The sequence below is a fragment of the Natronomonas sp. genome, from assembly GCF_046710025.1.
In the GTDB taxonomy this organism is placed as follows: Archaea; Halobacteriota; Halobacteria; order Halobacteriales; family Haloarculaceae; genus Natronomonas.
In genome coordinates, this window is record NZ_JBKEGK010000052.1 from 1 (window position 1) to 13,406 (window position 13,406).

Below are 13,406 nucleotides of genomic sequence, written 5' to 3' on the forward strand. Positions count from 1 at the left end.
CTGGACCCTCCCGGTCGACACCACGCCGGCCGGGGGGCGTGCGACCCCTTCGGAAACTGATTCGACCCTTGATTCCCCAACGATCGACGTTCCGGTGGTCGGCCTCGGGGCCACCGGCGAGGGCGGGGCCGCGTTCGTCGATGTTGCCTGCGGAACGGACGGGGCGGCCGCGGCCGACGCGATCACCGCCGACGGGTTCGGACTTCGAGCGCTCGACGGCGTCGGGGCGGCGACCGAGGAACGCCTCGCCGATGTCGGCTGTCGGACTAGAGCCGATGTCGGGGACGTTGCGGTCGCCGAGTTGTCGGCGATCGAGGGGCTTGGTCGGCGGACGGCCGAACGCCTGCACGCTCACGCCGAGGTGATCGAGACCGGCGAACCGCTCAAACTGACGAACGAGCAGCCGGTCCCAACGCAGTCGGGTCGCCCACCGCTGTGTCTCGATATCGAGACCGACGGCCTCTCGCCGACGATTATCTGGCAGTTCGGGGTCTACGACCCGGCCAGGGATTCCTACCGGGCGTTCGTCGAGCGCACCGATCCGACCGACCCTGCCGCCGTCCTCGGGCAGTTTCTCGAGTGGCTGCTCGGGCGCCACGCCGACAGAGCGATCCTGACGTGGAACGGGAACGGCTTCGACTATCCCCAAATCGAGCGGTTTCTCCGCCGGCATCACCCCCACTACATTGAGGCTTGGAACGATCTCCGGCGGTACGATCTGTATACATGGGCCGTCCGGGACGGTAACGCGTTGTTGCCTGGACGGACGAATCGTCTTGACGATGTCGCCGACGCGCTGGGCTATGAGCCACGCGAGCGGGGGCTCTCGGGTGCCCAAACCGCGGCCGCCTACCGGCGCTTCATGCGACGCCCCGACGACCTGGCGGCCGCCCCCGACTGGGAGCGACACGAGCGGTACTGCCGGGACGACTGCGAGGCGCTTTGGCACGTGTACGAGGCGATCGAAGCTGCCGACCGCCGGGACGCGACCGACAGCGGGTCGGGCGGCGCGAGCGGCCGACAGAGCGGATTGACAGATTTTTGATATGCACGACAACGATACACGACCGACCGACGGCGACCGACTGCTCGAGACGTTTCCGCGCGCCGGACTTGGGCCAGACTCGGCGTCCGCGTCCGTCCTCACCGTTCCCGCCCGCGAGGCCGACACCGTCCCGGCCGGAGAGGTTCTTGATCCGATTCTCGCCGATCGGTACCCCTTCGAGTTGTACAGCCACCAGGCAGCCGCCCTGCGGGCGCTCGGGGGCAACGAACACGTTTGCGTTTCGACCTCGACCGCCAGCGGCAAGACCCACGTCTACGGGCTTGAGATCGCCAGGCGGCTGTTCGCGGCCGGCGTGCTCGCCCCGGACGGAACTCGGGCCGCAGACCGAAACGAGAGGGCGACAGCGCTGTGTCTCTACCCGACCAAGGCGCTGACGAACGACCAACGCGACGCGCTCGACTCCCTGTACGACGACTTGGGGCTCGACATCCGAGTCCGGGTGTACGACGGCGACACGCCGACTGCCGAGCGGCGATCGACCCGCGAGGAGGCCGACGTCATTCTCACGAACGTCCAAGCGCTGAACGTCTACCTCGAACACCACGATCGCTGGAGCCGGTTTTACAGCGCCCTCGAACTGGTCGCGATCGACGAGTCGCACACATACACCGGGGTTCAGGGAATGCACGCGGCGTGGATCATCCGCCGGCTCGAACGTGTCCTCAAGTACTGGGGCGGCGATCCGACGTACGCTCTCGCGTCGGCGACGGTCGGGAACCCGAAGGCCCACTCGGAGACGTTGCTCGGCGCGCCCGTAACGGTCGTCGACGACGACGGCTCGCCGCAGGGGGCACGGGACGTCGTCCTCTGGAACCCGCCGCCGCGGGACCGCTCAGACGGACCGGCGGCGAATGACGGGATGCCGACGGGCGACGGATTGCCGACGACCGACAACGGCTCTTCGACAAATGACGGGGCGCGGGCGGACGACGACGGCGTCGCCGACCGCGTGCCTGCAAGCGTCGACGCGCCGAAGGTGTTCGGCCACCTCACCGCCAGCGACATCGAGACGCTCCTGTTCTGCCCGAGCCGCAAACTCACCGAGTTGAGCGTCGAGCGGGCGAAAGAGCACGTTCGAGGAGGCCCACGGACCTACGGCGAGCGCGCGACGACGGGGATCGCACCCTATCACGCCGGCCTCGGCAGGCGCACCCGTCACGCGCGCGAGACGGAGTTCCAAACCGACGCGTTGCGTGGCCTCGCGACGACCTCGGCGCTCGAACTCGGCATCGACATCGGCTCCTTGGAGGCGACGGTGCTGATGGGCTATCCCGGCCAGCGGCAGTCGTTTAGACAGCGGATCGGACGGGCGGGACGGGGGACCGACCACAGCCTCGCGGTGCTGGTCGCCGACCACCGGACGCTGGACCAGTACGTCGTTTCGAACCCCGCGTACCTGCTCGAATCCGATGTTGAGGACGCCGTCGTCGACATTTCGAACGACGCCGTCTTCGCTAGCCACCTGCTGTGTGCGGCCGACGAGATCGCGCTCGGGACCGACGACCTCGGCTCGTTCGCCGACGCCGACCGGCTCCGGGCCGGGATCGAGATGTGGCGCCGGACCGGCAAACTCGAGGGGCACCCCGAAGCCGCCGTCCACTACACCGGGCCGCCGCGGCCCCAGACGGACGTGAACGTTTACGGGACGGACGGGGACGACTATCGGTTGGTGCTCGCCGAGAGCGTCGACCGCGATCGGTGGAGCCTCCCCGAGGGGTTGGACCTCGAACCGGTCGACCGGAACCGCGCCGCCCGCGACTACCACGAGGGGGCGGTCCGGCTCCACGGCGGCCAGCAGTTCGAGGTCGTTTCCGTCGAGGATTCGCGCCCGACCCCGGTGATCGAACTCGCACCTGTCGATGTCGACTATTACACCCGGACCCGAACCGACGTGAACGTCATCGAAGCCGACTCCGAGGAGTCGCGCACCGTCAACGGCTTTGAACTCCACTTCGGCCACGGGACGGTGCTCGTCCACCACGACGCGTACGATCGGGTGTCCGTCGGAAACAGCGAGACCCTTGAGGCCGGACTCCCGACCGGAACGGAACCGATCGAGATGGAGACACAGCTCTGTTGGATCGAGGTTCCGAAATCAATCGAGCAAACGCTGGTCGAGACGTACCGCGCCTACGGCGTCGAGACAGGCGTTGCCCCCGATGCGGCCGACCCGCCACATCTTGGCTACGTCGCTGGGCTGCACGCAGCCGAACACGCCACGATACAGACCGCACCGCTAGAGTTGCGCGTCGACAAGGGTGACCTTGGCGGGCTGGCGACACTCGTGTTGGATTCGCACTACGCCGCCGAGGACACCTCGGGCCGGGATACAGACACGACGCCCGAGGACGGCTCACCCCCCGAATCGCTCCGGGCGGCCGAGCACGCTGTCGACGCGCGACAACGACAACTCGACGGCCCGCCCGCCTCGGGGTGGTTTATATACGACGGGGTCGAGGGCGGCCTCGGCTTCGCCCGCGCGATCTATGAGTCCTTCGAGGCACTCGCGGCCCGTGCCCGCGATCAGCTCCGCGAGTGTGGCTGTGGTCGCCCGAACGGCTGCCCGGCGTGCACGTTCGACGAGAACTGCGGCAACGACAACCGGCCCCTGCTTCGAGCATCCGCGGTCGACGTGCTCGACCTCCTATTGGGCGAGGCGTCGATCGAGTCATTCGACGCGTACGACCCCGGGCGTGAGGCCGGGGGAGAAACGCGTCGCCCGGCGCTGTTTTACTCCTGAGCCGATCGGTTTCGACGCTCGGCTTATAACCGTCGCCGGGCGTCACGAACCCTTTTGACACGGGGCGACGAACCGTCAGACATGAGTCTCGACGACGCGGCCGAGGAACTCGCCTCCACCCTCGGCGTTGACAAAACGGAGGTTAAGGCGGATCTCGAGAAGCTCGTTTCGTACTCGGTACCGGTAGACGAGGCCAAACAGAGCCTGCGCCGCAAGTACGGCGATTCGGCCGCAGGCGGCGGAAGCGGGGCGCCCTCCGAGACGGATATCGCCGACATCGCGCCGGAGTCAGGCAACGTGACTGTCTCGGCGCGGGTGTTGACCGTCGGCAAGCGATCGATCCGATACGAGGGCGACGAACAGATCATCTTCGAGGGCGAGCTTGCCGACGAGTCGGGGCGGATCTCCTACACCGCCTGGAACGACTTTTCGCTGTCGCCCGGCGACACGATCACCGCGGGCAACGCCGGCGTTCGCGAGTGGGACGGCGAGCCGGAACTGAACCTCGGCGGGTCGACGACAGTGACTCTTGAGGAAGACCCGATCGATGTCCCTCACGAGGTCGGCGGCGAGCGCGACCTCATCGACCTCGAACCGGGCGATCGCGGCCGGACGATCGAGGTCCGGGTCCTCGACGTCGAGCGCCGAACGATCGACGGCCGGGACGGTGAGACAGAGATCCTGAGCGGGGAAGTGGGCGACGAGACGACGCGGCTCCCGTTCACCGACTGGGACCCCCACGACGCGATCACCGATGGCGCGTCGGTGCGCCTCGAGGACATCTACGTCGACGAGTTCCGCGGCGTCCCCTCGGTGAACATCACGGAGTTTTCGACGGTCGACCCCGTCGCCGCGGTCGACGTCAGCGATTCGGCGACCGAGCTGTCCGTCCGCGAGGCGGTCGAGTCGGGCGGCGTCTACGACGCTCTCCTGACGGGGAACGTCATCGAGGTTCGGGACGGCTCGGGCCTCATTCAGCGCTGTCCCGAGTGCGGCCGCGTCGTCCAGAACGACCAGTGTCGCACCCACGGCCAGGTCGACCCCGAGGACGACCTGCGAGTCAAAGCCATCCTCGACGACGGCACCGACGCCGTTACGGCCATACTCGACCGTGAGTTGACCACCGATGTCTACGGCGGCACCCTCGAGGACGCCCTTGAGCACGCCCGCGACGAGATGAATCGTGACGTGGTTGCCGAACGGATCGCAAAGCGAGTTGAGGGCCGGGAGTACCGCGTCCGCGGCTCGCTGTCGGTCGACGAGTACGGCGCAAACCTCAATGCCTCCGAGTTCGACGAGAGCGACAAAGACCCCGAGGCGCGTGCGGCGGCGTTCCTCGCGGAGGTGGACGCATGAGCGACTCCGGCTCCGGTCCCGGCCGCCGGGAGGTTGCCTACCGGCTCTTCGCCGCCGAGTTCGACGACTCGGAGCTCTCCTACAGCGAGAGCGACGAGGAACGCGCCCCGAACTACGTCGTGACACCGACCGGCGCGCGGGTCAACCGCCTGTTCGCCGTCGGCGTCCTCACCGAGGTCGGCGACGTGAATCCCGAGATGGTTCGGGGACGGCTCGTCGACCCGACGGGAGCGTTCGTCACCTATGCCGGGCAGTACCAACCCGAGGCCTTGGCGGTCCTCGAGCGCGCCGACCCGCCCGCTTTCTTCTCGCTCTCTGGGAAGGCCCGAACGTACGAACCTGACGACGGAGACCGGATCTACAGTTCGGTCCGCCCCGAAACGGTGAGCGAGGTCGATGCCGAAACGCGGGACCGGTGGGTCGTGACCGCTACCGAGCGAACGCTCGAGCGGATCGGCGTGATGGCCTCGGCGATCGAGTCCGGCCTCGTCGGCGACCAACTCCGGGCGGCGCTCGCCGAGGCGGGCGTCGACGAACGGTTGGCCGACGGCGTCGCGCTCGCGGTCGACTACTACGGGACGTCGCCGGCGTACCTCGCGGATCTCAGGCGGGTCGCGCTCGAAGCTGTCGAGGTCGTCGCGGGCGAGCACGAGGAGGTCTCCGCACTCGAACTCGCTCCGGAGGAGGGGGCTGGCGACGCGAGCGACTTGGCGACGATCGATCTCGCCGGCGCGCCGACGCCCGAGAGCGCCGCGGCCGCCGCCGGAGTGGGGGGCGCTGACGGAGCCGAGGACGCCGAAACAGATGCGGTTGGGGAGCCGGACGCGGAACCGATATCCGGGTCAGATACGGAGCCGATGTCGGACGCGGACACGGGATCGGAGCCGGGGGTGCGGACGGAGACGGACGCCGGCTCGGAATCGACCGCGGAGACAGCCACCGACGCGGAGCCAGCGGCTGAGGCGGAACCGGAGGCGGAGTTGGAGTCTGAGGCGGAGGCTAAGCCGGACACACCAACGGGATCGGAGTCGGCACCCGACCCTGGGACAGGCCCAGAGCCGACGACGCCGTCCGAGACCGAGTCGGGGTCGACCACCGAAACGGCACCGCAACCCGACGCCGATGCAGGTATCGGGGCAGGGACGGACGCCGTCGACGACGACCCGCTCGACGATCCGACGGCCGATTCAGGTTCTGCCGCCGCCGACGAGTTTGAGCAGTCCGAAAACGTCGACCCCGGCGAATTCGAACTCGACGAGTCGGAACGCCAAGCGGTCGAGGAGGAGTACGGGACGGAGTTCTCGACCGCCGATGAGGTCGAACCGGCTGACATCGAGCCCGAGAGAGCGGAGCCAGCGGCGAAACCCGATGCAGAGCCCGACGCTGGTGCCGAGATCGGGGCCGGCGGCACCGGCGCTACCGAAGGGGCGGACGACGCGAGCACCGATCAGGGGACGGACGATGCTGGGGCCAAGACGGAGACGGATGACGCTGACGCCGAAGCGGCCGACAACGCTGGCGCAGTCGACCTCGGCGAGGCCGTCGTGACGATGATGGGCGAACTCGACGATGGCGATGGTGCCGACCGAGATGATCTGGTCTCGACGGTTGTCGACGTACACGGAGTTGACCCCGCCGCTGTCGAGGACGCGATCCAAGACGCGTTGATGAGCGGGCAGTGTTACGAGCCCGCTGACGGCACGCTGAAGCGGATCTAAATGCTCGATCCGGTTCCCGATGACCCCGCCGCGGTCGCCGACTGCGGGGACGAGCGAGCCCTCGTAGTCGCGGACTACCACGCCGGCATCGAAGTCGGGCTCCGCCGCGACGGCGTCGAACTCGACAGCCGCGCCGAGCGCCGCCGCGAGCGGCTGTCGGCGCTTTTGACCCGCCACCCGGTCGATCGGGTGGTGTTCCTCGGAGATATCGGCGACAGCATCGGCACGCCCGGACGCGAGGAGCGCACGGAACTGCGAAACGTATTAACTGCATTAGCCACCGAGTACCCTGTGACCATCGTGAAGGGTAACCACGACGGTGGGATCGATGCCGTCGTTGACGGGATCGACGGTGTCGAGATTACCGGCGGCGACGGTGCTCGGATCGGCGACGTCGGGTTCTGTCACGGCCACACCTGGCCCGCACCCCCGGTCGTCGCTGCACCGCTGGTCTGTACCGCCCACGAACACCCCCTCGTTCGGCTGACCGACGCCGTGGGCGGCTCCCGAACCGAGCGCGTCTGGCTCCGAGGGCAACTCGACCCGGGGGGCTTTCCCGACTACGATGCTGTCGGGGATCGGCTCGTCGTCTGCCCGGCATTCAACGATCGCTCTGGGGGGACGGTGGTCAACGAAAACGATGGGTTCCTCTCGCCATTTCTCCCATCGGGGCTTGAGAGCGGGGAGGCGTATCTGCTCGACGGCACACGACTCGGCCCCTACGAGCGGGCGTGACGGGATGGGATAGTGGCTAAATATTCACGTCTTCGACCCGCTGGGTCACCATGATCTGGCCGTGGGTTGTCAGAGACATGCCCGAAGGCCCCTCCTCGATCAACTCCTTCTTGCGAAGCGAGTTCACGACGTTGGTCGCCCGGGCGGCGTCACCGTCGAGGACGCTCGTGAAGTCGATGTCGCCGCCGGTGGCGTAGACCGCGACGAGGAGCTGTGTTTCGGGCTCGCTGAGGTCGATGTCGGAGACCGCAGAGAGCAGTTTGCCGTACTCGATCCGGAGGAATCGGCCGAGGAGGTTCAGGCGGCGCGTCGAACTCGGTGCGACGAGCGACATCGTCACCTGACCGTCGTCTGTGTGTCTGACGAGTAGTGTCGGGCGCTCGGTTCCGTCAGGGGCGCGCTCGGTGCGCTCGAAGCCCACGACGTTCGTGATGTCGATCCCAACGCTCCCGGCCTGGGTCTTGAACGCCACCCGCTCGGGCGTAATCGAGAGTTTCGCCATCCGAACTGGGCTGTCGGTCACACGGCCGCCGACCCGGGCTGGATGCTTGAGCCGCGCTTTTGTCCCGTTGAGGAGGCACTTAAATAGGACCGTCTGGAACTTCGAAATCGTCTCGTCGCCCCCCTCGATGAGGACGGTCTCGACGCTGTCGTCCACCCGGTATCCTACTGTGATGGTCGAATCGAAGAGGTCACGAAGGTTCGGCGGAACGTTGCCAACAACGACATCGACGACCGACGGGAGCGGGATCGTGATCCGGTCCTCGGCCGCGATAACGAGCCGCTTTCGGCTCATCACGACGCGAGCGGTTTCGGGTTCGTCGGTGATGCCGGTCTTGGGGTTCCGGGCGAACCGGCCGACGAAATCCGCGACGGCGCTTTCCTCCCCGCTCATACGTCTACCTCGAGGAGCATGCTAATCAGCGATTCGGTCGCGACAGCGGTCAGACAGCCGACCCAGATCAACGCGACGAAGTGCAACAACGCGTTTCCGTAGTGGCCGCCGTCGGCGGTTCGGATCGTTAACGAGGAGACGACCGAATTGAACAACAACACGAGAAGCAACAGGTACCGAAGCAGCGGAACATTGTACATGTCGGTGTGGATAAGCTGGCCGAAGTCGACGGCGGTGCTACCAACGTCGATGTCGAACCCGGCCATGATAATCGCGATTTCGAGGCCGGTAAAGAAGGCGAACGTCGAGGCGGCGCTAATCCCGTACAGTAACCCGACCAGCGTCATCGTGACCTGTCGGCGGCGCTCGCGGAGTTGGGCGAGTTCGTTCATGTTTTGGCTTATCAACTCCCCGAGCAGTTTCGGATCGCCCCCCATTTCGCGACCTATGAGGTACATCTCGCTGAACTTCTGGATCACGTAGGAACTTGTGTCCTCCGCGAAGTACCGCCAAGCGTTCTCGGTGTCGAGTCGCATGTTCAGCCGGCAATAGAGGTCATCGAGGTTCTCGCTCAGTGCCCCGAAATCCTTCTTCCGGAGGGTTCGCAACACCATCGACGTGGTCGATTGCTTCGCGCTCTCGCTGGCCCCAAGCGCCCGGATGAAACTCGGGAACTCCTCGTCGCGTTCGATGATCGCCCGCTCCTGTCGGCGGAAAACGATCGCCGGAAACAGGAACGGTAGCGTCGGGATCGCCAGATACAGTGGTTGCGGGATCGACGCCATTGGAACGATGGTCGGAAACGGTGAGACGCCGAACGTGCTCGCGAGCATCGAAAGGGTAATGAGCGAAAACAGCGCCACCGCGACCGCGGAGCTTCCAACGAGAAACTGCTTCGAGCGCGTCCGGTAGCCCTCTTCGATGTACCACAGTGGGTCATAGGGAACGATCGCGCGGATGACGAGAAAGAAGCCGATCTGGACGAACACGAACATGGAAATGACTGCCGCGACGGTCCACGTCGGGTTTGTCCCCGTCAAAATCGGGAGGACAACCGCAAAGACCAGCGCAAACGTCATCGACAGCACCATCGACAGGTACAGATCCTTCATGACATCGAGATTCTCCAGGGACTGCTCGTAGATCGTGCTGTAGTTCTCGATCATGACGCTTTGCTCCTCGAAGAGGAAATCCGACATCTCTTGACCCGCGCCGAGGGTGTAGGCGAGCCGGTCGTAGAGGTCGGTGAGCGAGTCACTTGGGACCTGTTTGGCGCGGCGGCGCAGGGCGTCGTCGAGACTCTGGTTCCACGTGTCGACCAACTGGACGATCCGGCGGTTCTCGACGGTGAGTTCGCCGTACTCCTCCTCGTTACCGAGTTTCCGAAACACCTCCATCCGGTCGATGTTTGTCGTAGAGAGGACCGTCATATGCGTGACCATCAGGTGAAACCGGTCCTCCATCTCGATGCGGCGGCGGTCGACCGCGACTTTCGGGTAAGCGACGCCGGTCACGAGAAACACCGCGCCGAGCACCGGCAACAACAGCCGAACAAAGAACAGCGTCGGCCAAGCGACGGCGACGACGACCGTACCGAAAAAAAGCACTGTCGCCGGGAGAAGAACCGCCAGCACGTATCGCCGCGAGTCCATCTCCATCCGATCGTAGGCGTCGAGAATGGAGCCGGCGAGTTGGGTCGCCTGTGCGGCTCGTCCGGCGGCACCCATGTGTCAATCACTCCGTGCGATCGTGAACGGAAGCCCTTCGATACCGTCGCGCTGGAAGTCGGAGATCGCATCGTTGACCTCGTGGTAACCGAGGATATCCTCCTGAATCATCCGCTCGATGATGTCCGCGCGGTACTGGAGGTCGTCGTAGATATCTCGGGTGTCGGCGTACCCGAGCAACTCGGCGATCTGGTCTTCGAGGACGTAGGAGTTGTTCATGCCTTGGAAGACGATCTCGTCCTCGACAGGGTCCCAGTAGAACGCCTGCCGGGTGACGACGCCGTCCATCTCCTTTGAGTACCCTTCGATCTCTTGAACGCTCGTCACCCGCCGCAACACGTCGTCGCCTTGTTTGACGCGGTTCTGGAACAGCGCGACATCGGCATTGTCCATGAACGTCTCGGGAACGTTGATCGGTTCGCCGGTGAACCGTTGGATCATCGAGACGATATCGGAGGCGTGAAACGTCAACATCACCGGGTGACCAGTCTGGGCCGCCTGGAATGCCATTCGCCCCTCTTCGCCACGGACCTCGCCGACGATGATGTACTCGGGCCGCGATCGGAGCGCCGCTTCGACGAGATTGAACATATCGACGTCTTGTGAGTCCTCGCCGCCGCCCTCCCGCGTGAGCAGTTGCTGCCAGGTGTCGTGGGGCGGCATCACCTCGGCGGTGTCCTCCGCCGAGTAAATCTTCGAGTCACGGGGGATGAACGACATGATGCTGTTCAACGTTGTTGTCTTCCCCGAGGCCGTCTCGCCGACGACGAAGACGGTCTGTTCGTTCTCGAGACAGAGCCACAGGTACGCCGAGAGCTCCGGCGACAGCGTTCCCCACTTTGTGATCTGGTTGATCGAGAGCGGAACATCGTCACCCTGCCTGATTGTGAGGCTCGGCCCTTTCAGGCTCACGTCGTCGCTGTAGATGACGTTTAGCCGGGAGCCGTCGGGGAGCGTCGAGTCGACGATCGGGTCGGAGTCGCTCAGCGGGTCGCCGATCCGTTCGCCCATGTTTCGGAGCCAGTTATCAAACTCCGCATCCGTCCCGAAATCGACCGTCGTTTTCAACATCCCGTAGACGCTGTGGTCGACGTAACACTCGCTGGGGCCGATGACGTGGATATCCTCGTTGGCCGGATCACGCATCACCGGTTCGAGCGGGCCGAGCCCAACAATGTCGCGGTTCAGACGGTAGCGGATGTTCTCGAAGGTTCCTTGCGAGACCTCCTCCGTGTTCGGGTCGATTCGGAACCGGATGCGTTCGAGGAGGTCGTCGGGTTCATCACCCTCGATCTGTGTCGCCTCCGAGAGGAGTTCCTCGATCCGATCGCCGTACTCGGCTTCGCTCTGTGGAGCATCCTTCGTGACGCTGCGTCTGAGCAGTTCGTCCTTGATTTCCTCGAACACCTCTTTCTCGTCGCCCGACAGTGTCGGCTCGATCGCGTAGTACTTCATGTCGCGCCCGACATCGCCGTAGACGTGACAGTAGATCGGTCCACCGACGGGGTAGAGGACATTCGGTCGGTTCGTCTCGTACTCGCTGTCTGCCTCCTCGATGAACAGAGGGAACTCCCCGGTTATCTGTTTGAACTTCTTGAGGTGCTCGCGGAGGTGCGGTCTGCTCGCCGCGGCCTGTCTGAGTTCGTCGGACGGTTTTGCGGTTCCCAGTTCCGTCATTGTTAGGCGACGCTTCGGCTCTCGATGACGATTCCGGTTCCCGATCGGACGGAGTAGCCGATCGTATCACCGACCTGTTCGCCCATGCCCGCGAACCGTTTCACCGAAACCTGTCGGCGCACGTCGTTGCCGACCTCGATCATCTCGAGTTCAATGAACACGTCGGCGATGGCCCGGAACGGCCCGATCGCGTCGCCGTCAACCGTCGAGGGGTCGACCGTCAACACGATGATCTTGCCCTCGGAGATCATATCGCGGAAGAAGGAGATGATCTCGAGAGCGGCCTGCCGTTCCTCGTTTTTTCGGATCAGCGCCTCGAACGTCGGGTCGTTCCGGAGGATGGCGTCGAATGTGTCGACGATGACGACATCGGCCGTCCACATCGTCTCGGCATCCATCAGGCGCGTGAGCAGATCCATTCGGTTTTCATCGTCGCTATTGCCCGAGAGAACGCCGCCCGTATCGAGGTCGGCGTGCAGGAACAACATCCGCTCGTCGAGTAAGTGATCGACGACATCGTAGGACAGCGAGTTCATCTGATCGAGGAAGCCGCCGATGGTGAGTTCTGTCGAGAGGAAACTAACGGTCGTCTCCTCCTCGCAGAACCCGTAGGCCATCCGCTGGGAGATGGCACTCTTGCCGGCACCGTAGTCGCCCTCCATGAGCACAATGCTCCCCCGTGGAATTCCGCCGCCGAGTTCCTTGTTGAGTCGGTCATGATCATCGAGTCCGAGCGAGCGTATATTTCGTGTATCTTGCATAGTGGCGTTACTCCGTCCGCTCGTCTCCCCAGTCGAACCCCTCGTTTGGCCGGTCCGACCCCGAGGTCCGCTCGGGCGGACGCGATCGGGAGCGCCCCCCCTCGAGGGAGTCGTCTGGCACCCGATCCCGGCTCCCGGCGAGGTCGTGGCCGCCGTCCGACTCGACCCCTCGTCGATCGGGCGTCCGTGGCGTCCGCCCCGCCTCCGGTCCCGACCCACGCCCGGGCGACCCGGCCCCGGCCCGCTCGTCGAAGGCCACCATCTCCATATCCGGGTTCGCGATCCGGCTTATGAACCGGAGGCTCCGGTTGTGGTGGGCGACAGTCAGCGAGGATCGGGGGTCGGGGTCGGACTCGACGCCGTCGCCGAACCCCTTCAGGAACGTCTGTAGCGTTTCCGCGGCCGCCCCGTCGATCCAGTCGATCGCCTCGTAGTAGGCAATCGTCCGTGCAGCCCCGTCGACTCCCGCCTCCCCGACGAGGAACTCCAGCCAGTCCATGACGACGATGTCGGCGACGTATCCGGATGGCATCGTCCCGAGGTATGGTTTCCCGCTGTCGACAGGTGATCCAGTATCGGCCGTCGCTGTCCCGGCATCTCTGGCGGAATCCACGCCGCCGGTTCCCTCGTCGACATCATTACCTGCCATTCCGTCCGCCGTCCCGGGCTCGATCGATCCGTCCAGTTCCTCGTCGGCGTCGAAACCGTTCGAATCAGAGGCGCCGTCTTCG

General features: G+C 65.2%; 10 protein-coding genes. 5 read left to right on the plus strand and 5 right to left on the minus strand.

The genetic code is table 11. From position 1 onward, the window contains the following. The 5 genes from ACI944_RS05495 to ACI944_RS05515 form a co-directional block, all read left to right on the plus strand. Positions 1-1,045: ribonuclease H-like domain-containing protein (locus tag ACI944_RS05495; RefSeq protein WP_411718056.1), on the plus strand; the 1,045-nt coding region annotated here is incomplete at its 5' end. Position 1,046: 1 nt separating this feature from the next. Beyond that, positions 1,047-3,806, plus strand: coding sequence for a DEAD/DEAH box helicase (locus tag ACI944_RS05500; RefSeq protein WP_411718057.1), 2,760 nt, complete (start codon positions 1,047-1,049; stop codon positions 3,804-3,806). A gap of 81 nt (positions 3,807-3,887) precedes the next feature. Continuing rightward, positions 3,888-5,162 (plus strand): Single-stranded DNA binding protein, encoded by a 1,275-nt coding sequence (locus ACI944_RS05505; protein ID WP_411718058.1) that lies wholly within the window; start codon positions 3,888-3,890, stop codon positions 5,160-5,162. Then, the gene (locus tag ACI944_RS05510; protein ID WP_411718059.1) at positions 5,159-6,880 is read left to right on the plus strand and encodes a hypothetical protein; all 1,722 of its coding nucleotides are present in this window, start codon (positions 5,159-5,161) and stop codon (positions 6,878-6,880) included. Before ACI944_RS05505 ends, ACI944_RS05510 begins: the two co-directional genes overlap by 4 nt. Then, positions 6,881-7,615 (plus strand): metallophosphoesterase, encoded by a 735-nt coding sequence (locus ACI944_RS05515; RefSeq protein WP_411718060.1) that lies wholly within the window; start codon positions 6,881-6,883, stop codon positions 7,613-7,615. Positions 7,616-7,631: 16 nt separating this feature from the next. Here the strand turns inward: ACI944_RS05515 and ACI944_RS05520 are convergent, their stop codons facing one another. The 5 genes from ACI944_RS05520 to ACI944_RS05540 form a co-directional block, all read right to left on the minus strand. Then, complete coding sequence (locus ACI944_RS05520; protein WP_411718061.1) at positions 7,632-8,510, minus strand: CheF family chemotaxis protein; 879 nt, start codon at positions 8,508-8,510, stop codon at positions 7,632-7,634. Next, positions 8,507-10,237 carry an archaellar assembly protein FlaJ gene (gene flaJ / locus ACI944_RS05525; RefSeq protein ID WP_411718062.1) on the minus strand — a complete coding sequence of 577 codons (1,731 nt, stop codon included), beginning with the start codon at positions 10,235-10,237 and terminating at the stop codon, positions 8,507-8,509. Before flaJ ends, ACI944_RS05520 begins: the two co-directional genes overlap by 4 nt. A 3-nt stretch (positions 10,238-10,240) precedes the next feature. Further along, a complete protein-coding gene (locus ACI944_RS05530) occupies positions 10,241-11,914 on the minus strand; it encodes a type II/IV secretion system ATPase subunit (RefSeq protein ID WP_411718063.1) in 1,674 nt (557 codons plus the stop codon). A 2-nt stretch (positions 11,915-11,916) separates the two neighbouring features. Continuing rightward, positions 11,917-12,675, minus strand: coding sequence for an ATPase domain-containing protein (locus ACI944_RS05535; RefSeq protein WP_411718064.1), 759 nt, complete (start codon positions 12,673-12,675; stop codon positions 11,917-11,919). Positions 12,676-12,682: 7 nt separating this feature from the next. Continuing rightward, a partial coding sequence (locus tag ACI944_RS05540) for a FlaD/FlaE family flagellar protein (protein WP_411718065.1) occupies positions 12,683-13,406 on the minus strand: 724 nt, incomplete at its 5' end.